Source organism: Citrobacter sp. Cpo015 (assembly GCF_030333035.1).
Lineage (GTDB): Bacteria > Pseudomonadota > Gammaproteobacteria > Enterobacterales > Enterobacteriaceae > Citrobacter > Citrobacter portucalensis.
Map to the genome: position 1 here is coordinate 267,197 of NZ_JAOWGS010000031.1, position 24,643 is coordinate 291,839.

The 24,643-nt window shown below is 53.0% G+C and carries 21 protein-coding genes; 9 read left to right on the forward strand and 12 right to left on the reverse strand.

The genetic code is table 11. The features are described from left to right. The first annotated feature begins 216 nt into the window (after positions 1-216). Positions 217-483: a peroxide/acid stress response protein YhcN gene (yhcN, locus tag OGY67_RS12345; RefSeq protein ID WP_003828812.1), complete on the forward strand. Its 267-nt coding sequence runs from the start codon at positions 217-219 to the stop codon at positions 481-483. A gap of 57 nt (positions 484-540) precedes the next feature. On the opposite strand, the gene OGY67_RS12350 is transcribed toward yhcN, so the two are convergent. The 4 genes from OGY67_RS12350 to aaeX all read right to left on the reverse strand — a co-directional run bounded on the left by OGY67_RS12350 (position 541) and on the right by aaeX (position 4,055). Next, positions 541-819: a barstar family protein gene (locus OGY67_RS12350; RefSeq protein WP_003025168.1), complete on the reverse strand. Its 279-nt coding sequence runs from the start codon at positions 817-819 to the stop codon at positions 541-543. 119 nt (positions 820-938) lie between these two features. Then, positions 939-2,906 (reverse strand): p-hydroxybenzoic acid efflux pump subunit AaeB, encoded by a 1,968-nt coding sequence (gene aaeB, locus OGY67_RS12355; RefSeq protein WP_286574003.1) that lies wholly within the window; start codon positions 2,904-2,906, stop codon positions 939-941. Between the two features lie 5 nt (positions 2,907-2,911). Next, positions 2,912-3,844, reverse strand: coding sequence for a p-hydroxybenzoic acid efflux pump subunit AaeA (gene aaeA / locus OGY67_RS12360; protein ID WP_057067981.1), 933 nt, complete (start codon positions 3,842-3,844; stop codon positions 2,912-2,914). A gap of 7 nt (positions 3,845-3,851) precedes the next feature. Continuing rightward, positions 3,852-4,055 carry a p-hydroxybenzoic acid efflux pump operon protein AaeX gene (gene aaeX / locus OGY67_RS12365; RefSeq protein WP_003828816.1) on the reverse strand — a complete coding sequence of 68 codons (204 nt, stop codon included), beginning with the start codon at positions 4,053-4,055 and terminating at the stop codon, positions 3,852-3,854. Between the two features lie 184 nt (positions 4,056-4,239). Here aaeX and aaeR point away from each other — a divergent pair, with 184 nt between their 5' ends. Beyond that, the gene (gene aaeR, locus OGY67_RS12370; RefSeq protein ID WP_008785957.1) at positions 4,240-5,169 is read left to right on the forward strand and encodes an HTH-type transcriptional activator AaeR; all 930 of its coding nucleotides are present in this window, start codon (positions 4,240-4,242) and stop codon (positions 5,167-5,169) included. Between the two features lie 86 nt (positions 5,170-5,255). Here aaeR and tldD read toward each other — a convergent pair whose 3' ends face one another. The 8 genes from tldD to csrD form a co-directional block, all read right to left on the reverse strand. After that, positions 5,256-6,701, reverse strand: a complete 1,446-nt coding sequence (gene tldD / locus OGY67_RS12375; RefSeq protein ID WP_057067987.1) for a metalloprotease TldD — start codon at positions 6,699-6,701, stop codon at positions 5,256-5,258. Between the two features lie 163 nt (positions 6,702-6,864). Continuing rightward, positions 6,865-10,665, reverse strand: coding sequence for an AsmA2 domain-containing protein YhdP (gene yhdP / locus OGY67_RS12380; RefSeq protein WP_286574004.1), 3,801 nt, complete (start codon positions 10,663-10,665; stop codon positions 6,865-6,867). A gap of 111 nt (positions 10,666-10,776) precedes the next feature. Continuing rightward, positions 10,777-12,246: a ribonuclease G gene (rng, locus tag OGY67_RS12385; protein WP_003025190.1), complete on the reverse strand. Its 1,470-nt coding sequence runs from the start codon at positions 12,244-12,246 to the stop codon at positions 10,777-10,779. Next, positions 12,236-12,829, reverse strand: coding sequence for a Maf family protein (locus OGY67_RS12390; RefSeq protein ID WP_048225746.1), 594 nt, complete (start codon positions 12,827-12,829; stop codon positions 12,236-12,238). Before OGY67_RS12390 ends, rng begins: the two co-directional genes overlap by 11 nt. Positions 12,830-12,836: 7 nt before the next feature. After that, entirely contained in the window at positions 12,837-13,325 is a 489-nt protein-coding gene (mreD, locus tag OGY67_RS12395) for a rod shape-determining protein MreD (RefSeq protein ID WP_003025196.1), read from the reverse strand. Further along, the gene (mreC, locus tag OGY67_RS12400; RefSeq protein WP_003828827.1) at positions 13,326-14,348 is read right to left on the reverse strand and encodes a rod shape-determining protein MreC; all 1,023 of its coding nucleotides are present in this window, start codon (positions 14,346-14,348) and stop codon (positions 13,326-13,328) included. A gap of 66 nt (positions 14,349-14,414) precedes the next feature. Next, positions 14,415-15,458 (reverse strand): rod shape-determining protein MreB, encoded by a 1,044-nt coding sequence (mreB, locus tag OGY67_RS12405; RefSeq protein ID WP_000913396.1) that lies wholly within the window; start codon positions 15,456-15,458, stop codon positions 14,415-14,417. A gap of 306 nt (positions 15,459-15,764) precedes the next feature. Continuing rightward, on the reverse strand, positions 15,765-17,705 hold the full coding sequence (gene csrD, locus OGY67_RS12410; protein WP_060683121.1) for an RNase E specificity factor CsrD: 1,941 nt from the start codon (positions 17,703-17,705) through the stop codon (positions 15,765-15,767). Positions 17,706-17,930: 225 nt separating this feature from the next. Here csrD and acuI point away from each other — a divergent pair, with 225 nt between their 5' ends. The 7 genes from acuI (at position 17,931) to panF (ending at position 24,643) form a co-directional block, all read left to right on the forward strand. Then, positions 17,931-18,905: an acrylyl-CoA reductase (NADPH) gene (gene acuI / locus OGY67_RS12415; protein ID WP_286574005.1), complete on the forward strand. Its 975-nt coding sequence runs from the start codon at positions 17,931-17,933 to the stop codon at positions 18,903-18,905. Positions 18,906-19,024: 119 nt separating this feature from the next. Next, positions 19,025-20,029 carry a protein-methionine-sulfoxide reductase catalytic subunit MsrP gene (msrP, locus tag OGY67_RS12420; RefSeq protein ID WP_286574006.1) on the forward strand — a complete coding sequence of 335 codons (1,005 nt, stop codon included), beginning with the start codon at positions 19,025-19,027 and terminating at the stop codon, positions 20,027-20,029. Then, positions 20,030-20,629, forward strand: coding sequence for a protein-methionine-sulfoxide reductase heme-binding subunit MsrQ (msrQ, locus tag OGY67_RS12425; protein ID WP_198801725.1), 600 nt, complete (start codon positions 20,030-20,032; stop codon positions 20,627-20,629). 392 nt (positions 20,630-21,021) lie between these two features. Next, on the forward strand, positions 21,022-21,492 hold the full coding sequence (accB, locus tag OGY67_RS12430; RefSeq protein ID WP_003025210.1) for an acetyl-CoA carboxylase biotin carboxyl carrier protein: 471 nt from the start codon (positions 21,022-21,024) through the stop codon (positions 21,490-21,492). 10 nt (positions 21,493-21,502) lie between these two features. Further along, entirely contained in the window at positions 21,503-22,852 is a 1,350-nt protein-coding gene (gene accC, locus OGY67_RS12435; RefSeq protein WP_003828838.1) for an acetyl-CoA carboxylase biotin carboxylase subunit, read from the forward strand. Positions 22,853-22,959: 107 nt separating this feature from the next. Next, on the forward strand, positions 22,960-23,202 hold the full coding sequence (locus OGY67_RS12440) for a YhdT family protein (protein WP_003828839.1): 243 nt from the start codon (positions 22,960-22,962) through the stop codon (positions 23,200-23,202). Beyond that, positions 23,192-24,643 (forward strand): sodium/pantothenate symporter, encoded by a 1,452-nt coding sequence (gene panF / locus OGY67_RS12445; RefSeq protein ID WP_020996361.1) that lies wholly within the window; start codon positions 23,192-23,194, stop codon positions 24,641-24,643. The genes OGY67_RS12440 and panF overlap by 11 nt, the downstream gene beginning before the upstream one ends.

Here is a 24,643-nt window from a genome sequence, read left to right on the forward strand (position 1 = left end):
GCATCTACATGATTTAATTAAATTTATTTTGTATAAGCTGTTTGAAATGCTCTTTTTAATTCCATTGAGTTATAAAAAATCATTTTCTTAACACTCAAAACCCAGTGAAACAATTAGCGTGGTATTAATTTATTGGGTGATTAGTGTATACTTGATTTTGTGATGAGGGTCACGAAACACAGACCCCCAATAAAAGAATTCGACGAGGTAAATATCATGAAAATCAAAACTACTATTGCAACCTTAAGCCTTCTTTCTGTTCTCTCCTTCGGTGCAAGCGCCGCGGTTACTCAGGTGAACTCACAAGAAGCACAGAATCTGCAATCCATCGGTAGCGTCTCCGTCTCTCAGATCGGTAGTTCACCAATGGACATGCGTCAGGCCATCGCCGCTAAAGCTGAAAAAGCAGGCGCCAGCAGCTATCGCGTCACCGAACTCCGTGAAGGTGCTCACTGGCACGCTACTGCAGAACTCTACAAATAAACCCTCGTCGTCTAAGTCCGACGACTTGCCCCCGCCTGCCGGGGGCTTTTTTATGTCTTACATTGAGTGACGAACGTTAAAACGCAACTGCCCTTCCAGCTCTTCTTCCGCTTCATCGAACAGTAAAATCAACGCGCCGTATCGCCTGCGCAGCTTGTCCGGTAAATGGACAAATTCAATCTCCAGCGGCAGCGGCAAGACTTCCCCGATCACCACCTCCCACAGAGAATCCAAATCAACCACCTTTTCCCGGGCCAGACCGAACGTGCGCGTGAACTCGCGATAGAAATCGCCCTGATCTTCTATCTCGTCAAAATCAAATGTATAGATGTTCATCTATAGCCACCATCCCGACGCCAGCTACTCTACAGACCGCCAATATCCAGGGGTCTCTCGCATTTTCAGGTAAGTATAGCCATAAAAAAACCGACGCTTTTAGCGTCGGTTTTCAACTCTTAATTACTGACCAGCGCATGCTGGTATTTGTGCAGCATCCCACTGAGTCGTTTTACCGGCTCGGTCACCTGAGGCGGTGCTTGCCAGATGATTAATTTCTCCTGGTAAACCTCAAGCTCCTCCAGTAACTGGCTAAAGTAGCGTCGGCGCTTGTCGTCATTTCCTGCTGAAATTACGTGATCGGCAGTACGACGAAGCTGACGATGGAATGCGGATAGATCCTCGTTTACCGGTACCGGTGCATCACGCAGGCGCTGGTGCGCGATGATCATCGTCAGCGCCAGGCGAAACTTCGCCAGATCGCCGGGAAACTTGTTCATCAGCAAAAACAGCTGCTGATAAAGTGCCGGAAGATGATTTTCTTTACGACGGACTACATTGGTGGTCATTGCTGAAACCGCCGCCGAAACAAACTGGTTGAGCAATACGCGGCCTGTTCTGTCACGAGAGTTATCACGCACCAGCAGAATGACGATAAACGCCAACACGCAGCCAACAATCTGCCCCAGCGCACTATCAAGGAACTGGCTAAAGTGGAAGGTCATCGGGTTATCCAGCACAATGATATTAATGGTGCTGGCCAGCGCCCCCATCGATCCCAACCGTCGTTTCTGTACCTCAATCCCCAGAAAGAATCCCAGCACCGCCAGGCTCAGGCACAGTAACAGCATGCTTTGTTGCGTATTAGGGATAATCACCAGGAAATAGAGCGCTCCGAGCGGTAACGCTGCCAACGTCCCATAGATAAAGTCTATCGCCACCATGCGAGGATTTGGCAAACGCATTGCCAGCGAGGTGACGACCGCAATCATCACCATTGCACCGCTGCCGGAAGTCCATCCGGTCCATAGCCAGAATAATGTCCCCAGCACACAAGAAAGCGTGGTACGCCAGAAGTTAACCATCGCATGATGACGCTCGGCAGACTCCACTTTCACCACCGGCTCACCTTGCAGGATCTCTTCTTCCGTAGCGCTAATCTTGGTATTACTCACCACACCACGTTTGAGCAGCAGGTAGCGCGTCGCGGCCCCCGCCCAGCTGTATATGGTGACCGGCGTTTCGCGCTCGCCGGTCCAGGCAATCACCCGACGCATCCGCTTCAACTGTTTGTGGACATCCTGCACCGTTTCAACCGGCGTATCGAACAACTCGCGGAAGGTGTCGGTGATAAGTTCCGGGCGGGTATTTTGAATAAGGTAAGTTTCACAGGACTGCGTGATGAGCGTGAGCGACAGCGTGTTTAATGCTTTAAGCCTGCGGTTAGCACGCCCCCAGCGTGAAGACTCCATATTCAGGTTACTGCGCATACCTTCCAGCGCTGCCGTACGACGGACTAAATCGCCCCAGGCTTTATCCACAACCTCGCTGTCGCCGTGCTTAATGCACAACTGCATCAGTTGATATTGCGCCACCAGCAGGCTATCCAGCTCAACATCAATCTCTTGTTTTATCGAACGGGGAGAGAAAAGTAGATCGGCCACAATGGCACAGACAATCCCCATCACAATTTCACTGCAACGTTCGAGCGCAAATTGCGGCGTCAGCAGCGGTTCGGCCTGAATGGTAATGACGATGATCAGCGCCGTATAGCCCGAAAGCCCCCAGGCATAGGAGTTTTCGATCTTCACCAGTGACGAGATCCAGGTACAAAAACCGGCCCAGATACAGCACACCAGGATCATCAATAACGGAGCGCGGATCATACTGATGATAATGATCAGTCCGGCAATACAACCGATAAATGTCCCGACAATACGCAGCATGCCGCGATAGCGGATAGCCCCTGAATAGGGTTCCCCACCCGCAGCAAAGGCCGGGCCTGCCGCCACAATGGCCGCAGTCAGTACCGCCCAACGCGGAGTCTCAAGTTGGAAGTGAAAACCAACGAACAGCGCTAGTACAATCGCGCACGCCAGTTTTACCGCAAAGCGGATATGCTGGTTGGCAATGGAGAAAATACCCATCACGATTAACCAAACTCGCGCAGGCGGTGCGCCATTTTACGGAAGAAGGACTCCTGGCTTGCATCACGGTCCTGCTTACCGGTAATGACAACGGTAGCAGTTGTCCCGGCAGGCCACAGAGTTCCCTGCTGCTCATCAAGACGGATTCGCACCGGTACACGCTGCGCCAGGCGCACCCATTCCAGATTTGAATCAATGGTCGCCATACCTTTTGCATCCTGCGTACTGCTGGCATTTGTTACCCCCGCCGCCACGCTATCAACGGTGCCTTTTAAGACATTATTACTGCCCAACGGGGTGATCTCAGCGCGATAACCAGGGCGAACGCCTTCTAGTTTGGTTTCTTCCATATAAGCCAGCACATAGAAAGAATGCTGTTTGACCAGTGCCACCGCTGTGGAACCACGCGTAATAAATTCGCCGCTATAAACGTTCAGGTTAGTGACCCAACCGTCTGCTGGTGCGCGAATGACGGTACGTTCCAGATCTAATTTTGCCAGGTCGCGGGTCGCTTGTGCTTTCGCAAGCTGGTGTAATACGGTTTGCAGGACGTTGTTTGACTGGTCAATCTCTTCACGAGACATGGCCTGCACGCCCAGGCGGTTACGACGGCCAGCCTCCTGGCGTTTTTCCTGGGCCAGAACCTGATAATAAGAAACATCAGCTTCGGCCTGCTCAAGGGCTTTCTTATAGCGTGGCTGATCGATGGTGAACAGAATCTGATCCTTTTTCACCAGTTGGTTATCATGGACGTTAACGTTGGAAATAAGACCCGCAACATCCGGCGCAATAGCGACGACATCTGCGCTGAAACGCGCATCACGTGTCCATGGCGACTCGGTGTAATACACCCATGCGCGAAAAATAGCGATGAAGGCCAGAATGACCAGTACGAGAGTCGTGGCCGTACGGGAGAGTTTTTTTGTTAGTGTTTTCACTTCAACCTCAAACGAACAGGCGCGTTATTAAATAGAACAGGCAGCAATACAGCGCGGTGTTAAACAGAGCCGGATGCCAGACAAAATCATAGATGCCGGTTGGAACCAGCATCCGGCGCACCAGCCAGAAAATCGCCAGTGACAAAAGTAATTCGAAAAAAATCGGTGGGAAGGACAAACCAAACACCACGATAACGGGAAACAGACTCATGTTGACCTTGGTAACTTAAGAGAGTGCAGGTGATAGATTTTCTAGCGTATGTCACCGCAGAGAAGGGCAAGGATGAGCCAGGCGAGAGCGACATAGCTGTTATTTGAATAATAATATATTAACGTAACTGTTATGCTGTTATCTATATTATGTGATCTAAATCACTTTTAAGCCAGAGTGAACAATGGAACGATTAAAACGTATGTCGGTGTTCGCCAAAGTCGTCGAACTGGGCTCCTTCACCGCCGCCGCAAGACAGCTACAAATGAGCGTTTCATCGATAAGCCAGACGGTCTCCAAACTGGAAGATGAGCTACAGGTTAAGCTGCTAAACCGCAGTACACGCAGCATTGGGCTGACCGAAGCCGGTAAAATTTACTACCAGGGCTGCCGGAGAATGCTGCACGAAGCGCAGGATGTTCACGAGCAGCTTTATGCCTTTAACAACACGCCCATCGGCACACTGCGCATTGGTTGTTCTTCAACCATGGCACAAAATGTCCTCGCCGGATTGACCGCGACAATGCTGAAGGAATACCCCGGTCTGACGGTAAATCTGGTAACAGGCATCCCGGCACCGGATTTAATCGCCGATGGTCTGGACGTGGTCATCCGCGTCGGTGCGTTGCAGGACTCCAGTCTGTTCTCGCGTCGCCTGGGTGCCATGCCGATGGTAGTCTGCGCGGCTAAAAGCTATCTCGCACAGTTTGGTGCCCCGGAGAAACCCGCCGATCTCAGCAACCACTCGTGGCTGGAATACAGCGTGCGCCCGGATAATGAATTCGAGCTTATCGCTCCGGAAGGAATTTCCACCCGCTTGATCCCAGAGGGTCGTTTTGTGACTAACGATCCGATGACATTGGTGCGCTGGCTGGCTGCGGGTGCGGGCATTGCCTATGTGCCGCTGATGTGGGTGATCAATGAGATCAATCGTGGCGAAGTGGAGATCCTCCTTCCCCGCTACCAGTCGGATCCGCGTCCGGTCTATGCGCTATATACCGAAAAAGACAAACTGCCGCTCAAGGTCCAGGTGGTGATTAACTATCTGACGGAGTATTTTGTCGATGTAGCGCAGCTTTTTCAGGGGATGTACGGCCGGGGAAAAGAGAAATAAAAAGAGTATTGGCCGGATAAGGCGTTGACGCCGCGTCCGGAAAGATGCCCGATAGCACTGGTGCTTATCGGGCATACATCATGATGTTATGCAGTACCACCTACCGTCAGGTTATCCACCTTCAGCGTCGGCTGGCCCACGCCCACCGGCAGGCTCTGCCCTTCTTTACCGCACACACCAACCCCGTTATCCAGCTTCAGGTCGTTACCTACCATTGAAATCTGCTGCATCGCTTCGATACCAGACCCAATCAGCGTCGCGCCTTTCACCGGTTTGGTTACTTTACCGTTTTCAATCAGATACGCTTCAGACGTCGAGAACACGAATTTCCCGGAGGTGATATCCACCTGGCCGCCGCCGAAGTTAGGCGCATAAATGCCGTATTCAACGGATTCGATGATTTCCTGCGGCGTGGATTTCCCCGGCAGCATGTAGGTGTTGGTCATGCGTGGCATCGGCAGGTGCGCGTAAGATTCACGGCGACCGTTACCCGTTGGCGCGACGCCCATCAGGCGCGCGTTCAGTTTGTCCTGCATGTAGCCTTTCAGAATACCGTTTTCGATCAGCACGTTGTACTGACCCGGTGTGCCTTCATCATCAATAGCCACAGAGCCACGACGGTCCGCCATTGTGCCATCATCCACAACGGTACACAGTTCCGACGCCACCAGCTCACCCATGTGACCGCTGAATACCGAGGTACCACGGCGGTTAAAGTCACCTTCCAGACCATGACCGACCGCTTCATGCAGCAGAACGCCAGGCCAGCCAGCACCGAGTACTACCGGCAGCGTACCAGCAGGCGCTGCTATCGCGGACAAATTAACTAACGCCATGCGTACGGCTTCTTTCGCCCAAGCGTCAGCACGGACTTCACCATCAAGGTCGCCAAGGAAATAGTCATAGCCAAAACGACCGCCACCACCGCTGGCACCGCGCTCGCGCTTACCGTCCTCTTCGACCTGTACGCTTACGGACAGGCGTACCAGCGGACGAACATCAGCGGCCAACGTACCGTCGGTCGCTGCTACCAGGATCAGTTCATAAACACCGGTCAGGCTGGCGGTTACTTCCTGGACGCGTTTGTCGGCGGCACGGGCCACGCTATCAACGCGACGCAGAATATCCAGTTTCTCTTCGCGGCTCATGCTCTGTAACGGATCAACCGAAGTGTAAAGCGCCTGATGCTCGACCGCTCCCAGCGTTTTTACTTTGCCGTCACCGCTGTCACGCACGATAGTACGGGCAGCATGAGCACTTTGCTCCAACGCCAGCAGGCTAATCTGGTCTGCATAGGCAAACCCTGTTTTTTCGCCGCTGATGGCGCGCACGCCAACACCCTGATCGATATTGTAAGAGCCGTCTTTAATGATGCGGTCTTCTAAAACCCAGGATTCGTGATAGCTCGACTGAAAATAGAGATCGCCGTAGTCAAGACGGCGTTCGGCCAGTTGGCCCAGAATGGCAAACAGATCCTGATGTTTCAGGCCATTCGCCGCTAGCAATTGTTCACTTACCAGGTTCAGACTCATCGTTTTGGTACTCATTAGTTTCTGTTGTAGGCCTGATAAAACGCGCCAGCGTCGCCATCAGGCACTTCAATGCCGGATGGCGGCGTGAACGCCTTTTCCGGCCTACGGACTGCGGTAGAAGATCACTGTACTGAGATTGGGGCAATTACTCGCCCCCGTCAAATCATTGCTGGCTTTCTTTGCGCGGCTGACGCAGAACTTCGTTAATCTGCGGTTTATCAACCGGACCGGTAATGCGATAGCGCAGAATCGAAACTTTGCTCCATAATGGCCCCAGAACCTTACTGGCAGCAAATACCGCCGCGCCGACAATCGGGTTGACAGCAAACGCAGCGGCAACCCCTACGGTGGCGGAAATTTCAGGCGCGACAATGGCTTCCATATCCAGCTCCCGACGGACCAGGTTCACTGAGCCTTTCATCGCAATGTCTGCCTCCAGACCATCCACCAGCGTGTCGTCGGTATGCATCACACCATCTTTGATCCACGCCGTACTGCGAATCGAGTCGAAATAGAAACCTTCACTGAAGGTATCGCTAAAATCAAAACGCAGTTTACGTAGCAACGCATCAAAGCTCAGCAGTCGTAATAGTTGCCCCGCATGTCCGGTGCTGAGTTCTGTAAGCTCACCTTTGCCCAACCGGGTACGCAAAATCCCATTAAGCGAAGCTTCGTCCGGATCCCATGGCGGGTTACGCCAGTGCAGGTCATACTCCACGTTAAACGAAGAGTTACGAATCGGGGTCGATACGCCAAAGAAACTGGCAGCGGAGTCAATTTTACTGCCGCTCAGTTTACCCTTCAGTGACGTTCGCTCTTTGCCCGGCGCATTCACCCACACGCCATCGGTGGTCAGTCTGGCAAAGCCCGTATCCAACAGACCGTTGCTCAACGTTAGCGTGTCGCCTTTAATTGCTACATCGGCATCAATGCGCCCATATTTCTGTCCCCACATCCAGCACTCGGTACAGCGTAACTGAAGGTCCGGCCAGCCGCGGAAGCTGAAGTTGTCCACGGCGGAAAACGGCGAGGCTGATGTGTTGCCCGGTGACGCTTTCGCCGCGCTGGGGTTGTAGTAAAGATACTTAATATTGGCCAGCCATGGCGCATTATTGCGCATCGCCAGGGTGGCGTTAATTTCACGACCCTGCGCCTGCACGATGGAGCCATTGCTCGCAGGCTCAGACACAATACTCAAATTATTCCACTGCTGACCGCCCAGGGATAACGATGGCGTACGCACGGTGATGCGTTGTGGGAAGTTGGCATTAGTGCCAACGTTATCCGCTGCGCCTTTTTGGAACAACGCCAGCCATTGCGCGCCATCCATAGGGGGAAGATTAAGCTCAATGCCTTGCTGATCGGGTAACGCGGGCACGGTACGGCTTTCCGACGTCCAGATAGCGCGGTCAAGCGTCAGTTTCTGATTCAGCAGCCAGCGGCTGTTAAAGTGGTTCTTACTGCCAGCATTACCGGTCAGTTCAAAGCTGCGCAGATTACCGTTGGCCTTAACATTCACCGGCAACGCTTCACCGGGCGCTTTATTCAGCGGAGCAGGTAAGTGACTACTTACATTCTTCAGGTCACCCTTTAGCTCAATGTCGTAAGTCGGCCCGGCATGATACGGAAGATCGATACCCACCTTGCCATTCCACGCCATGCTGCCGCTTAAGGCATCGTTGACCTGCGCCGGTAAAATCCCCATGCGGGTTGGCTGCCAGTCGCCTTGCAGGTTCACGGCTACCTGATAGGCTTTCGCCCCTTCGGTGGTGGAGAAGTCGACGTTCAGCGGCTGATTAAACCAGTTCGCCGTCATCGGCTCGCTCTTCAGATCGCCGTTGATAAAGCTGAATTTACCATTCAAATTCTTCAGCGTGCTGTCGAGTGGTTTAATAAACAAGCTGTTATTACGCAGGTTGACGTCGCCTTTGGCGGTAACCAGCGAGCCGTCTAGCGGAATATCAAGATGTAAGCGAGCATTCACATCACCGTCAATTTGCAACTGTTCCAGCGTGGCGCCGAGAGAATCCTTCAACGGAGTCTCATCAAAATAAGGTCCAACCGCCTTGCCTGGCCCGTTGATATCGGCATCAATCAGCAGCTTTTCTTTTGCATAGTCGGGAATATTAGCCGTCAGGTTACTGGCCTTCACGCCGCCTAGATTGACGCTATCCGTCTTCATCCACAGGCCATCGTTAATGAAGTTTAGTTCGATATTAAGATCGGTTAGCGCAGGCCAGTCGGGCTGGAAAGCAAATTTCGCATTGCGTAGCGGCACCAGGACCTGAAACTGCCCTTCATTGTGCAGATACGGGAACAGATTCGGGTTACCGCCATACACCAGCGTGGCGTTATCCGCTTCGCCGCCCTGAATAGCGCCGCTGAGGTAGTCAACCAGATCCTTACCCATCAGGTTTTCCGGGAAATAGCGCCAGGCCTGGGAGCCATCGTCGGTGCTGATACCGGCCAGAATGCCCAACCATGGCTCATCATCAGCCGGTTGCAGATAGCGAAAACCACCGCGCGCATGTACCGCTTTCGCTTTAACATCAATGTTGCGCCCGTCTAACTGGAAGCCTTTATCATTCTTCAGCCAGCTTAGCGTCGCCACGCCGTTCTCTATTTCCAGCGGCGCACGGAAGACGGTTTCATACGGCATTTTTGCTTGTTTCATGGAGGCGGTGAGCGCCCCATTTTCAACGCTTCCCGCAAGCGTACCGGAGAAATGTTCTGCCCCCGGCAGCAGCTTCCACTGTTTCCAGGCCAAATCGGTCCACGAGGACAGGAAGCGGGTTTTTTCTGTCGCCTGTAACGGGATATCCAGCGCAAGCACGTCTATTTTGCCGCTGGGTTGCGTGGCCCGCCAGATATCACCCAGCGCAGGCGATAGCCTAGACGCCATCGGACGCAGTCCTTCTAACCCGGCCAGTTCCAGATTACTGGCTCGAATGCGTAGCTCATCACTGCGTTTGTTATTCTCACCACCGACTTCCTGCTCAGGGATCCAGGCCAGCGTTAATGCCCCGCTAGGCCAGGGCTTATCATCCATGGTGATACGCGTATCGGGAATAGAGAATTGCCAGCCCGGCTCTTCACGGCTGATGTGCGCCGTCAGATTATCGACGGAAAGCGTATGCGTACGATTTTCACCCAGCCAACTTGCCCCGCCTTTTTTCAGCCAGACATCACCGCCAGAAACGACGCCTTTGCTGATCGTCATCCATGCTTCCAGGCTAAAACGCGCGGTTTGTAGCGCGACATTATCCTGCATCCATTTGCCCAGCCATGGTTTGACGTCGATGTCGTCTGCCTGCAGCCAGACCCGACCGTTATTCAACAGCCCTTCGTCATCACGCAGATCCATACGCACCTGCATAATGCCGTGCTGTCCGGTCAGGCTGGAGAGGCTGACCTGACCCTCGGCGCGATGCCGATTTTTACCATTCAACCAGGTAAGCTGGGGGATCGCCAGTTCAGCACGTTGACCTGAGAGGGTTATAAAGCTGATATGGCTGTCGCGTAGATCGAAATGATCAAACTGACGCAGGAAGAGATCGCTGAGATGGCCGGTTTCAATCCCATCTCCGCCTTCGCTGCGCTGGATAGGCGTATTGGTGCGCAACTGCAGTTGCCAGAAGGTGAGATCGCGAAACTGCCAGCGCATGTGCAGCAAACTTTGCCAGACATCCAGCGCCAGCGTGACGCGTTTTACCGAAAATTCTCCCCCATCTTTCAGCTGCGCATGGATATTACGCGCTTCAAGCGTAGGACCGAAATTTTGCCAGCTGGCAGAAAGCTGGCTAGCGGAAACAGGCAGACCTGTGGCGGATTCAATCTTGCCAAGAATGGCCGGACGCCAGCTATCAAGATGAGGTAACGCAAGGCGCAGTCCACTGACCAGCAGCGCTGCGATGACAACGAATGCGGCTCCAGTGAGCAGTAAAATCCCCGGCAATCGCCTCACGCGCCTCTCCTTGTCTACCAAAAAATATGACTCACACCCCTTGAGTGAATATTGCCGGATAACGGCGCTTGCGCCTTATCCGGCCTACATGCGCGGGTGCCACTACACGATTTACATCATGACGACGTCGAACTGCTCCTGGTTATACAGCGGTTCGATTTGTACTTTGACCTGTTTGCCGACAAAGATCTCAACTTCCGCCAGCGCATGTGACTCTTCACCTTTCAGGGTTTCAGCCACTGCCGGAGAGGCATAAACCAGGAAACGGTCAGAGTCATATGCATGGTGTACGCGCACGATTTCGCGCATGATTTCATAGCATACGGTTTCCACCGTTTTCACCGTGCCACGCCCATGGCAGGTCGGACACTCGTTGCACAGTACATGTTCCACGCTTTCACGTGTGCGTTTGCGCGTCATCTCCACCAGGCCCAGCTGTGAAAAACCGTTAATGCTGGTTTTTACGCGATCCTTACTCAGAGCCTGCTCCAGGGAGTGCAGCACCCGGCGACGGTGATCTTCATTATTCATGTCGATAAAATCGATAATGATAATACCGCCGAGGTTACGCAGACGCAGCTGACGAGCAATGGCCTGCGTTGCTTCAATATTAGTATTAAAGATAGTGTCATCAAGATTACGATGCCCAACAAACGCGCCGGTATTGATATCGACGGTGGTCATCGCTTCGGTTTGATCGATGATCAGATAGCCGCCGGACTTCAGCTCAACTTTGCGTTCCAGCGCGCGCTGGATTTCATTCTCAACGTCAAAGAGATCAAAAATAGGCTGTCGCCCGCTGTAATGTTCCAGCTTGCTGGTCATCTCGGGGATATATTCCGCCGTAAATTCCAGTAACGCCTCATAGGTCAGACGGGAGTCGACGCGGATACGGTCAAGCTGCGCATCGGCAAAGTCACGCAACACGCGCTGTGCCAGTGCCAATTCACCGTACATCTGGTAGCGCGTTTGCGGGCGTTTTTTACGCTCCATGACTTTCGTCCAGACGCGCTTCAGGTAGGCAGCATCCGAGGCCAGATCCTCTTCACATACGCCTTCCGCCGCCGTGCGAATGATGAAGCCACCCTGCTCATCGCAGTAATCCGCCACCACTTTTTTCAGGCGTTCGCGTTCGGTTTCGCTTTCGATACGTTGGGATACGCCAACGTGCGAAGCACCCGGCATAAAGACGAGATAACGGGAAGGTAGCGTGATGTCCGTCGTCAGGCGTGCGCCTTTAGTTCCCAACGGATCTTTTACCACCTGCACCATCAGATCCTGACCCTGGCGCACCAGTTCAGAAATGTCGCGTACGGTGAACTGTTTTTGTTCTTCACCCGCCACGCATTCGGTGTGCGGCATGATGTCAGAAGCGTGAAGAAATGCGGCTTTATCCAGTCCAATATCTACAAAAGCCGCCTGCATACCCGGAAGTACACGACTTACACGACCTTTGTAGATATTGCCTACGATTCCGCGTCGCGCCTCACGTTCAATATGAATTTCCTGCAGAATACCACCATCAATGTAAGCCACCCGAGTTTCCGATGGCGTTACGTTTACCAACAATTCAGCCGTCATGTTTATCCCTTTTCTCACGCAGTGCGTTAAAATTGGTCAGCAACTCATACGTTTCTACCAGCGGTAAGCCGACTACGGCGTGATAGCTGCCATTTATCTTCCTGACAAAACAGCCACCCAACCCTTGAATACCGTATGCACCTGCTTTATCCATTGGTTCACCGCTGGCAACATAGCCCGCGATGTCCTCATCGGTTAGTGCTCTGAATGTCACTTCCGTCACTACCAGGCAGTCCAGACTGTGCTGGCGATCGGCCAGTGCCACGGCCGTCATAACTTGATGCGTTTTGCCCGACAGTTTGCGCAGCATTGCTGCGGCATGGGCGGCGTCGTGCGGTTTTTCCAACACTTCGCCATTAAGGATAACGATGGTATCCGCACCCAATACCGGCAAATCGCGCTGTGCCAGCACTACGCCAGCCTGCGCTTTTTCGCGCGCCAGACGGGAAACGTACTGCTGCGCGCTTTCCTGCGGGTGACGCTGTTCTTCAATCCCAGGGACCAGTCGTTCAAACGTAACACCAAGCTGAGCGAGCAACTCCTGACGACGTGGAGAACCTGAAGCAAGATACAGAGTATTCATATCAACCTTATTGCACCGCAAACTGCTGACGGACTTTACGCATCAGTAAGAATAGCCATGGCCAAAGCACACCATTCACTACACTACTCCAGAACACTTCAGGTCTGAAAGAGACGTTGATCACTAAAAACTCGGCCCAGAAAACAATAATATCCACGACCAGTGATAACAACATGACCACCAGCGCCTGTTGCCAGAGCGCGAGGTTTCGGAATAGCTGGAATTTCAACGCGACCAGATAAGCAATGATACTCATCGATAATGCGCGCACGCCAAGCGTGGAGCCGCTGATGAGATCCAGTATGGCACCCACCACAAATCCCGTGCCCACATTTACGCGATGCGGCAGTGCCAGGATCCAATACAACAAGATGAGCAGCACCCAGTTTGGCCGGAAAACCAGAATGTCATCCGGCCAGGGCATGACTTGCAGCAACAGTGCAATAAGGAACGAGAGCCAAATCACCCAACGTCCCTGGCTACGATAGCTTGCCACTTACTGTCCTCCCGGCTTACGCGGAGCAGGTTGTGGCGGCGTGGTATCTGCGGGCGCTGGAGCCACGCCTGTTGCAGGTGCTGGCATTGGCGCAGGCGGTCCCATGGTATCTGGTGCAGGCAGAACTTGCGGCATCATTTGCATCAGACGTTCATTCGCAACGCGGTGTACTTCTTCCGGCGTCATCGGGTTTGCGCCATTACGATCGGCACCCCACAACAGCAGCAGATAGCGCAGACGCTGCAGACCCGCAGTCGGGCGAGCCTGAATCACGGTATATGCGCGCTGAGTGTCCAGCTTAACGGAAGAAACAACAGCAACCGGATAACCTTCAGGGAAACGTCCACCCAGACCCGAGGTGACCAGCACATCGCCAACGCGAATGTCGGTGTTAGCCGGCAGGTGTTCGAGCTGAAGATCGTCGGTGCAACCGTTACCCGCAGCGATTACGCGGATATCATTACGCAGTACCTGAATGGGCAGCGCATGCGTCGCATCGCAAATCAGCAGCACGCGGCTGGTCAATTTAGCCACCGCCACGACCTGACCTACTACGCCTTTGTCGCTAATAACCGGCTGGCCTTCGTAGACACCGTTAACGCTCCCTTTGTCGATCACGACCTGATCGCTGTAAGGGTCATTAACCGTTGAGATGACCTGCGTCACCATCTTTTGTTCGTCCTGACGCAATGGCGATCCCAGCAGCTCACGCAAACGCGCGTTCTCCTGTTTGTATTGCCCCAGCATCAGCAGTTCGCTGTTTTTCAGCAGCAGTTCCTGACGCAACGCCCGGTTTTCAAGTTCGAGTTGGTCACGCGAAGCCAGCGTTTGCGACACGCCGTCGAGTAATTCACGAGGACCATTTGAGATAAAGTAGAAAGGACTGACGGCGGTATCCATGTACGTTCGGATTTGACTAAACGTACCCAGGCGGCTGTCGGCAATAATAACGCCGAGCGCCACCAGCACCGCCAGAATAAGGCGAATCTGTAGCGACGGGCCACGGCTAAAAATTGGCTTCATAGTCTATGCGTATTCTCGTATCAGAGCGGAAGGGCAACCCGCGGGGGCTACCCAACCTGCATCCGATTACTCTTCGCTGAACAGGTCGCCGCCGTGCATGTCGATCATTTCCAGCGCCTTGCCGCCGCCGCGCGCCACGCAGGTCAGCGGATCTTCAGCAACAACAACTGGAATACCGGTTTCTTCCATTAACAGACGGTCAAGGTTACGCAGCAGCGCACCGCCACCGGTCAGCACCATACCGCGTTCGGAGATGTCAGATGCCAGTTCCGGCGGGCACTGTTCCAGTGCAACCATTACTGCGCTCACGATACCGGTCAGTGGTTCCTGCAGGGCTTCCAGAATCTCGTTAGAGTTCAGGGTAAAGCCGCGCGGAACGCCTTCAGCCAGGTTACGACCGCGAACTTCGATTTCGCGCACTTCGTCGCCCGGATAAGCGGAACCGATCTCGTGTTTAATACGTTCTGCGGTCGCTTCACCGATCAGAGAACCGTAGTTACGACGAACATAATTAATGATGGCTTCATCGAAGCGGTCGCCGCCAATACGGACAGAAGAGGAGTAAACCACGCCGTTCAGGGAGATAACGGCAACTTCAGTGGTACCACCACCGATATCCACAACCATTGAACCGGTTGCTTCAGAAACTGGCAGACCCGCACCGATCGCGGCCGCCATCGGCTCTTCGATCAGGAAGACTTCACGAGCACCTGCGCCCTGAGCGGATTCACGGATCGCACGGCGTTCAACCTGAGTTGCTCCAACCGGTACACACACCAGTACGCGCGGGCTTGGGCGCATGAAGCTATTGCTGTGCACTTGCTTGATAAAGTGCTGGAGCATTTTTTCAGTCACGAAGAAGTCAGCGATAACGCCGTCTTTCATTGGGCGAATTGCAGCGATATTGCCCGGCGTACGACCCAGCATCTGCTTCGCATCATGACCTACTGCAGCCACGCTTTTCGGCGAACCGGCACGATCCTGACGAATGGCCACAACAGAAGGCTCATTCAATACGATGCCTTGTCCTTTTACATAAATAAGGGTATTCGCGGTACCCAGGTCAATGGACAGGTCATTGGAAAACATGCCACGAAATTTTTTCAACATACTAAGGGATAATCCTGAAAGCTGGGGCGGAAAACAAAATCCGCTTACTTTACCAACCACACGCAGCAGCGACAAGGCGCAAAAATCATCTGCTACGGTGAAAATTAGTGCAGTTCGTTTCCTTTGTTACAAAACCGGCCTGAGTCCATCAGGGCTGAATAAATCAGCAGCGCTCCTCGCTTTTGTTTGCAACCTGTCAAAGGTCATTCACCTGCATGTTTGCTGTTACAACCTGGCGAGCAGGCAAGCACACCCCCAGAAGGCACAGCGCGCGTTATTCTACGTGAAAACAAATTAAACGGCAGGTTAAACCGAGTATCTTTGCGAATATTTTTTCACGTTAGTGTCAAGTGGTTGTGATGCGGCAAAAAAATCTCCTTGCCCACCCGCAACTCCGCGTTCTGTCAGCGTATGCCACTCACTACGCGAACGTACGCCCGTGGCGTAAACCTGCGTGGGTGTTTCCGAACAGGCCTCCACCAGGCTTTGAACCAGAAGCTGATTTTCCGTTCGCTTATCAATGTTCCTCACCAGACTTGGATGAAGCTTCAATAACTCAACGTTAAGCTCTTTGATCCAACTGGTGCTCACCAGCGTTAACCCCGCCTGCGTAACGGCAATACGCACGCCCAGCGCATTCATCAATCTGATGACGGGCTGTAACCGGCTGATATGTTGACAGACATCTGCCTCAGCAAGTTCAATAATTATGCGTTTGCGTAATGATTTTTCGCACTGCATCAGCGTATCACGCAGCCAGCGCTGAAAACGTGGACGAATAAGCGATTCAACCGTTGTCTGCATCGCCAGATTTTCCTGCGGCCAGTAGCCCAAAAGCAGGATCAGACGGCTTATCTGCAAACGGTCATATTCTTCTGCCAGACCAAATTGCAGGACCATCGGCATATATTCCGCCGAAATGACCTCTTCGTTGCCATCAAAAATACGGCACATCAACTCCCGATGGTGCACCCGGCCTTCACGCGTTACTGCAGGCTTTTGATAAATTCTCGGCCCGCCCCGGCTGAGCATCTGTTCGATCAGCGTTCGCCAGCGTACGTTGCCCCGACCTTTTTCCGGCAGCGAGTCATCATAGACCGACCAGCTATTTCCGCCCTGCAATACCGAATTCCGGGTGGCGGCTTCAGCATGATCCATCACTTGCTCCGGCGACTGACCGCTGCGGCAAACGCAAATGCCAATATGAACCATATCGGCACGATCGATCATTTTATTAGCTGGAAGTGCATCTACCGCTTTTAATAATTGCCCGGCGATACTTTCCGCCTCTTTCAGCGTACGGTGCGGCAGCAGAATAGCAAAATCGCTACGGTGGTAGCGCGCCAGCAACGCGCCCGGATAGCGCGTCATAAAAGTCGACAACAAATTGATCAGCGTCGAGATTTGTTCTTCCGCGAGGGTGATTCCCCAGCTATCACGCAGCAGCGTAAAGTCCGGCAGGCGCACCATCATCACAACGCCATGCGAGCCTACTTTTTCCTGATCTTCCAGCAGCGTGGCCAGTTGGTTATCAAAGAACAAGCGGTTGCTTAGCCCGGTTTTTGTATCCTGCGCGACATAGGAACGAATCAGCGTATCCAGGCGGCTGCGTTGCTCGCGGGCATTTTGAATTTCAGTCAGCAGCATATCGAGCGCACTGCTGGTACGCGCAGGCCATTCATAGACCGTTCCCCGCACGTTCGGTCCACGTTCGCCGTTCAGAATACGTGTGGAACGAATCTCCAGCAGCTCCTGACCCGAAAGCTGACGCTGAAGCCAGCGCACAGACAAAAAGAGCATCAGAATAATGAAAGCAATGGCTATCGTGAGCGGCGCGGTGGTCAGTAGCGAATGGAAATAGTTACCCATCGGATCCTGATAAACCAGACGCAATGACATACCCGGATGCTTGACCAACGGTACGGTAATCTCGCGGTAGAGATTGTTTGTCCCTGCCGGTCGGTAGCTGCTGGTGCGTGAGTGGTCATACACCACGTTTCCGCCCTGCAACAGTTCGATGCGCACGATATCAACAGAAACCATCAGTTCATCGATTTGCGGGGTTAACGCAACGACATCTCTGGAGACCAGATGCGTATCAATCGCCGTCGCGACCGCATGAACGCGCGTGGTGAACTTATATTGAATAGCGTTGTAGAAACTCAGCGAACAGCCGATCAGAGTCACGAAGATCGTTAACCCAGTAAGCAGCGTGACAAAAGCTGAAAATTTCGTCGTTAATCGCATCCTTGTGTTAACTCCGACAGTTATGAAACAGGCCTGAAAGTGATAAATCGACTCTAAAATGCAAAACTGACCGCAAAATCCGCCAATTTATACAAACTGTGAGGGCATACTACCAAATCAGGTATATCTGGCAATTTATTGCGCAGAATCGGCATCATGTTTTGATTAGCGAGTATAGTCTTCATTATTAATTTTCCAATCCACTATACGAATTGAGGACAGGTTATGCAGGCTTTGATCTTAGAACAGCAGGACGGAAAAACCCTCGCATCCGTTCAACCCCTCGACGAAAATCAGCTACCGGAAGGCGATGTAACGGTGGATGTCCACTGGTCAAGCCTGAACTATAAAGACGCCCTGGCTATCACCGGCAAGGGAAAAATCATTCGTAATTTTCCGATGATTCCTGGTATCGATTTCGCTGGTACCGTGCGTGCAAGCGAAGATCCCCGTTTTCATGCGGGTCAGGAGGTTTTACTGACCGGTTGGGGCGTAGGTGAAAATCATTGGGGTGGACTGGCAGAACGCGCACGCGTGAAAGGCGACTGGCTGGTTGCGCTGCCAAAAGGGCTGGATGGACGTAAAGCCATGGTCATCGGTACCGCTGGCTTTACCGCCATGCTTTGCGTCATGGCGCTTGAAGATGCAGGAATTCGTCCGCAAGACGGTGAGATCGTCGTCACTGGTGCCAGCGGAGGCGTGGGCAGCACAGCCGTTGCGTTACTGCATAAGCTGGGTTATCAGGTTGCGGCGGTTTCGGGTCGTGAAAGCACCCACGCCTACCTGAAAAGCCTGGGCGCTAATCGTATTCTTGGCCGCGATGAATTTGCTGAATCTCGCCCGCTGGAAAAACAGCTGTGGGCTGGCGCGGTGGATACCGTTGGCGACAAAGTTCTGGCGAAAGTCCTCGCGCAGATGAACTACGGCGGCTGTGTTGCCGCCTGCGGCCTGGCGGGCGGTTTCGCTCTGCCAACCACGGTAATGCCATTCATTCTGCGTAACGTTCGTTTGCAAGGAGTGGACTCGGTGATGACCCCGCCGACACGCCGTGCAGAAGCCTGGGCGCGTCTGGTTAAGGATCTGCCGGAATCTTTCTATGCTCAGGCGGCAACGGAAATTACGCTGGCGGATGCGCCGAAGTTCGCCGATGCCATCATCAATAACCAGGTGCAAGGCCGTACGCTGGTGAAGGTGAAGTAACAGACCCTGGCGCAGAAATTTACACTTAATTAACGAAATTTCGCGGCACATCTACAGACTCCCTGCCATATTAACTACGCGTCCCCTGTCAGTTATGACGCGTAAGCCGGGAGTCTGTTATGAAGAAATTACGTCCATTTACAGAAGCCGACGTCACTGACGAGTCGGCTTTTTTTATGCAGCGTCGCCATGTGCTGAAAGCATTAGGGATCAGCGCAGCCGCGTTGTCTTTACCCCACTCTGCGCAGGCTGACCTTCTGAGTTGGTTTAAGGGTAATGACCGCCCGCCCTCGCCCGCGGGAAAGCCGCTTGATTTCAGCAAGCCCGCCGCCTGGCAAAATTCGCTTCCTTTAACCCCAGCGGATAAAGTTTCTGGCTACAACAACTTCTATGAATTCGGTCTCGACAAAGCGGATCCGGCAGCCAACGCAGGTAGCCTGAAAACCGATCCGTGGACATTAAAAATCAGTGGTGAGGTCGCCAAACCACTCACTCTCGATCACGATACCTTGACCACCCGTTTCCCGCTGGAGCAACGGATTTACCGCATGCGCTGCGTGGAAGCCTGGTCAATGGTCGTGCCGTGGATTGGTTTTCCGTTACATAAACTGTTGGCGCAGGTGGAACCCACCAGCAATGCGAAGTATGTCGCGTTCGAAACGCTGTACGCACCGGAAGAAATGCCAGGGCAAAAAGATCACTTTATTGGCGGCGGGCTGAAGTATCCCTATGTTGAAGGGTTGCGCCTGGATGAAGCGATGCACCCACTCACACTGCTTACCGTGGGGGTTTATGGTAAGGCCCTTCCGCCACAAAATGGCGCGCCCATTCGCTTAATTGTGCCGTGGAAATATGGATTTAAAGGCATTAAGTCGATCGTGAGTATCAAACTCACGCGCGAACGCCCTCCGACAACCTGGAATCTGGCCGCGCCCAATGAATACGGGTTTTATGCCAACGTGAATCCGCATGTCGATCATCCCCGCTGGTCCCAGGCCACAGAGCGTTTTATTGGCGCTGGCGGTATTCTGGACGTACAGCGTCAGCCCACGCTGATGTTTAACGGCTATGCCGAAGAGGTTGCGTCACTGTATCGCGGACTCAATTTGCAGGAGAATTTTTAAGTGCGACTGACCGCAAAGCACATTACCGGGCTGAAAGTTTGCCTGCATCTTGCCGGTTTTTTGCCGTTTATCTGGCTATTTTGGGCGATAAATCACGGCGTTCTGGGCGCCGATCCGGTCAAAGATATCCAGCACTTTACCGGTAGGACAGCTCTGAAATTCTTGCTGGCAACCTTGCTGGTCTCTCCACTCGCGCGCTACGCTAAACAGCCATTATTGATACGCACACGTCGCCTGTTAGGGCTATGGTGTTTCGCCTGGGCAACACTGCATTTAACCAGCTACGCGTTACTGGAACTGGGCATTAATAATCTGGCGTTGTTAGGGCGGGAATTAATTACGCGGCCTTATTTAACCTTGGGCATTGTCAGTTGGGTCATATTATTCGCCCTCACCTTAACGTCCACGCAGGCTGCACAGCGAAAGCTGGGTAAAAACTGGCAGTATTTGCATAACTTCGTCTATCTTGTGGCGATCCTGGCACCCATACATTATCTGTGGTCGGTAAAAATTATCTCCCCTCAACCGATTATTTATGCAGCGCTCGCTGCGGTGCTGTTAGCGTGCCGTTACAAGAAGTTTCGCCAGTGGTGGCGGTAGTTTCACGATATGTGCAGTGCGTTGCAAAACACGGACGATCCGATTTTCTTTACATGTTAACGGTTGATTATCTTCCCTGATAAGACCAGTATTTAGCTGCCAATTGCTACGAAATAGTTATAATGTGCGACTTTGCTATCCTCGGTAGCGTTTTTAAGGCGCTGAAAGGGTGACAATCGCATATTGAAGGTATATTTTGTCTTTTACCCGAAAATGGCAGAAGATAGCCGCACAATGACTAACAAGTCTGGCAATCTCACTTAATGGCAGCAGCACCCAGTGCAGCGCCTGAGATGCGTGGCATCTTGTCACTCACTGTTATAAAAATGCTATACAGACGGCGGTAAAACGCCTGTCACAATCTCACTAAACAAAGAGTACGGAACCCACTCATGGATATTCGTAAGATTAAAAAACTGATCGAGCTGGTTGAAGAATCAGGCATCTCCGAACTGGAAATTTCTGAAGGCGAAGAATCTGTACGCATCAGCCGTGCAGCGCCAGCTGCAAGTTTTCCGATGATGCAACAGGCTTATGCTGCACCAGTGATGCAGCAACCAGCTCTGTCTAACGCTGTCGCACAAACTGCCTCTCCAAGTATGGAAGCTCCGGCAGCAGCGGAAATCAGTGGTCACATCGTACGCTCCCCAATGGTTGGTACGTTCTACCGCACCCCGAGCCCGGATGCTAAAGCGTTCATCGAAATCGGACAGAAAGTGAATGCGGGCGATACCCTGTGCATCGTTGAAGCCATGAAAATGATGAACCAGATCGAAGCCGACAAATCCGGCGTAGTTAAAGCGATTCTGGTAGAAAGTGGTCAACCGGTAGAATTTGACGAGCCGCTGGTCGTCATCGAATAACGAGGCGAACATGTTGGATAAAATTGTTATCGCCAACCGCGGCGAGATTGCCCTGCGTATTCTTCGTGCCTGTAAAGAGCTGGGCATCAAGACTGTCGCTGTGCATTCAAGTGCGGATCGCGATTTAAAACACGTATTGCTGGCGGATGAGACGGTCTGTATCGGCCCGGCTCCGTCCGTAAAAAGCTATCTGAACATCCCGGCTATCATCAGCGCCGCTGAAATCACCGGCGCGGTGGCAATTCACCCGGGCTATGGCTTCCTCTCTGAGAACGCCAACTTTGCTGAGCAGGTAGAGCGTTCTGGCTTTATCTTCATCGGCCCGAAAGCTGATACCATCCGCCTGATGGGCGACAAAGTGTCTGCAATCACCGCGATGAAGAAAGCGGGCGTACCGACAGTCCCAGGCTCTGACGGCCCGCTGGGCGATGACATGGACGCTAACCGCGCTCATGCTAAACGCATCGGCTACCCGGTTATCATCAAAGCCTCCGGCGGCGGCGGCGGTCGCGGTATGCGCGTCGTGCGCAGCGATGCCGAACTGGCACAATCCATCTCCATGACCAAAGCGGAAGCAAAAGCCGCTTTCAATAACGACATGGTCTACATGGAGAAATACCTGGAAAACCCACGCCACATTGAAATTCAGGTGCTGGCTGACGGTCAGGGTAACGCAATTTATCTGGCAGAACGTGACTGCTCCATGCAGCGTCGTCACCAGAAAGTTGTCGAAGAAGCACCAGCGCCAGGCATTACCCCGGAACTGCGTCGCTACATCGGCGAGCGTTGCGCCAAAGCGTGTGTTGATATCGGCTATCGCGGGGCGGGTACTTTCGAGTTCCTGTTCGAAAACGGCGAGTTCTACTTCATTGAGATGAACACCCGTATTCAGGTTGAACACCCGGTAACCGAAATGATCACCGGCGTTGATCTGATCAAAGAGCAGCTGCGCATCGCAGCGGGTCAACCGCTGTCCATCAAGCAGGACGAAGTTGTGGTTAAAGGCCATGCGGTAGAATGCCGTATCAACGCCGAAGACCCGAACACCTTCCTGCCAAGCCCGGGTAAAATCACGCGTTTCCACGCACCGGGTGGCTTTGGTGTGCGTTGGGAGTCTCATATTTACGCAGGCTACACCGTACCTCCGTACTATGACTCAATGATCGGTAAGCTGATCTGCTATGGCGAAAACCGCGACGTCGCTATCGCCCGTATGAAAAACGCATTGCAGGAACTGATCATCGACGGTATCAAAACCAACGTTGACCTGCAGATCCGTATCATGAATGACGAGCACTTCCAGCACGGTGGAACCAATATCCACTACCTGGAGAAAAAACTCGGACTTCAGGAAAAGTAAGCGTGCGTTAACCGAAAAGGCCGGAAATTCCGGCCTTTTGTTTTTCTCCCCTCCCGCACGTGCCATAAGGTACAATCCCCGCTTTCTTTATCCACAAGGGACAAAAAATGGACGCTCGTTTTGTTCAGGCCCATAAAGAGGCGCGCTGGGCGCTGTGGCTAACCCTTTTATATCTGGTCACATGGTTAGTGGCCGCTTACTTACCAGATTCAACGCTGGGTTTTACCGGCTTACCGCACTGGTTCGAAATGGCCTGCCTGCTAACGCCGCTGGTTTTTATCGTGCTGTGCTGGGCGATGGTGAAGTTTATCTATCGCGACATTCCGTTGGAGGATGACGATGCAGCTTGAAGTTATTTTTCCGCTGGTCGCCTATCTTCTGGTGGTCTTCGGTCTCTCAGTTTATGCCATGCGCAAGAGATCGACCGGTACCTTCCTGAATGAATATTTCCTCGGCAGCCGCTCCATGGGCGGTGTCGTGTTAGCGATGACGCTAACGGCAACCTACATTAGCGCCAGCTCGTTTATTGGCGGTCCTGGTGCCGCTTACAAATACGGACTGGGATGGGTGCTGCTAGCGATGATCCAGTTGCCCGCCGTATGGCTCTCATTGGGGATTCTTGGTAAGAAATTCGCCATTCTGGCACGCCGTTATAATGCTGTTACCCTCAACGATATGCTATTTGCACGCTACCAGAGCCGCCTGCTGGTATGGCTGGCAAGCCTCAGCCTGTTGGTCGCGTTTGTCGGGGCAATGACCGTACAGTTTATTGGCGGCGCACGTTTGCTGGAAACCGCAGCGGGTATCCCCTACGAAACCGGTCTGCTGATTTTTGGCGTCAGCATCGCGTTATACACGGCGTTCGGCGGCTTTCGCGCCAGCGTGTTGAACGACACCATGCAGGGCATGGTGATGCTGATTGGTACTATCGTTTTGCTGGTCGGCGTTGTTCATGCTGCCGGCGGCCTCAGCAATGCGGTGGTAACCCTGCAGACTATCGATCCTAAACTGGTTTCGCCGCAGGGAGCTGATGACATTTTGTCACCCACGTTTATGACCTCATTCTGGGTGCTGGTATGCTTTGGCGTGATTGGCCTGCCACATACGGCGGTACGCTGTATCTCTTATAAAGACAGTAAAGCGGTACACCGCGGCATTATCATCGGTACCATCGTGGTGGCGATCCTGATGTTTGGTATGCATCTGGCGGGCGCCCTGGGACGGGCGGTAATCCCTGACCTGACGGTACCGGATCTGGTAATCCCTACGCTGATGGTCAAAGTCCTGCCGCCGGTCGCTGCCGGGATTTTCCTCGCCGCACCTATGGCCGCGATCATGTCGACGATCAATGCCCAATTGCTGCAAAGTTCCGCTACGATCATTAAGGATCTGTACCTGAACCTTCGCCCGGAACAGCTGGAAAACGAAACCCGGCTGAAACGCATGTCGGCAGTGATTACCCTGCTGTTGGGCGCGTTGCTGTTGCTGGCCGCCTGGAAACCGCCAGAGATGATTATCTGGCTGAATCTGCTGGCGTTTGGCGGGCTGGAAGCCGTCTTCCTGTGGCCTCTGGTGCTGGGCCTCTATTGGGAGCGGGCAAACGCGTCAGGCGCATTGAGCGCGATGATTGTCGGCGGCGTGCTTTATGCTCTACTCGCCACCTTTAACGTTCAGTTCCTGGGCTTCCACCCAATCGTGCCCTCGTTACTGATAAGCTTGCTGGCTTTCCTGATAGGCAACCGTTTCGGTTCCGCCGTCCCGCAAGCCGCCATATTGACTACTGATAAATAA

Excerpts from the sequence above, each read along its gene's own strand:
- OGY67_RS12350 (WP_003025168.1), bottom strand. The coding sequence starts at position 819 with ATGAACATCTATACATTTGATTTTGACGAGATAGAAGATCAGGGCGAT.
- panF (WP_020996361.1), top strand. The coding sequence starts at position 23,192 with ATGCAGCTTGAAGTTATTTTTCCGCTGGTCGCCTATCTTCTGGTGGTC.
- yhcN (WP_003828812.1), top strand. The coding sequence starts at position 217 with ATGAAAATCAAAACTACTATTGCAACCTTAAGCCTTCTTTCTGTTCTC.
- accC (WP_003828838.1), top strand. The coding sequence starts at position 21,503 with ATGTTGGATAAAATTGTTATCGCCAACCGCGGCGAGATTGCCCTGCGT.
- OGY67_RS12440 (WP_003828839.1), top strand. The coding sequence starts at position 22,960 with ATGGACGCTCGTTTTGTTCAGGCCCATAAAGAGGCGCGCTGGGCGCTG.
- aaeB (WP_286574003.1), bottom strand. The coding sequence starts at position 2,906 with ATGGGTATTTTCTCCATTGCCAACCAGCATATCCGCTTTGCGGTAAAA.
- aaeX (WP_003828816.1), bottom strand. The coding sequence starts at position 4,055 with ATGAGTCTGTTTCCCGTTATCGTGGTGTTTGGTTTGTCCTTCCCACCG.
- acuI (WP_286574005.1), top strand. The coding sequence starts at position 17,931 with ATGCAGGCTTTGATCTTAGAACAGCAGGACGGAAAAACCCTCGCATCC.
- OGY67_RS12390 (WP_048225746.1), bottom strand. The coding sequence starts at position 12,829 with ATGAATACTCTGTATCTTGCTTCAGGTTCTCCACGTCGTCAGGAGTTG.
- accB (WP_003025210.1), top strand. The coding sequence starts at position 21,022 with ATGGATATTCGTAAGATTAAAAAACTGATCGAGCTGGTTGAAGAATCA.
- mreC (WP_003828827.1), bottom strand. The coding sequence starts at position 14,348 with ATGAAGCCAATTTTTAGCCGTGGCCCGTCGCTACAGATTCGCCTTATT.
- mreB (WP_000913396.1), bottom strand. The coding sequence starts at position 15,458 with ATGTTGAAAAAATTTCGTGGCATGTTTTCCAATGACCTGTCCATTGAC.
- aaeR (WP_008785957.1), top strand. The coding sequence starts at position 4,240 with ATGGAACGATTAAAACGTATGTCGGTGTTCGCCAAAGTCGTCGAACTG.
- msrP (WP_286574006.1), top strand. The coding sequence starts at position 19,025 with ATGAAGAAATTACGTCCATTTACAGAAGCCGACGTCACTGACGAGTCG.
- rng (WP_003025190.1), bottom strand. The coding sequence starts at position 12,246 with ATGACGGCTGAATTGTTGGTAAACGTAACGCCATCGGAAACTCGGGTG.
- tldD (WP_057067987.1), bottom strand. The coding sequence starts at position 6,701 with ATGAGTCTGAACCTGGTAAGTGAACAATTGCTAGCGGCGAATGGCCTG.
- csrD (WP_060683121.1), bottom strand. The coding sequence starts at position 17,705 with ATGCGATTAACGACGAAATTTTCAGCTTTTGTCACGCTGCTTACTGGG.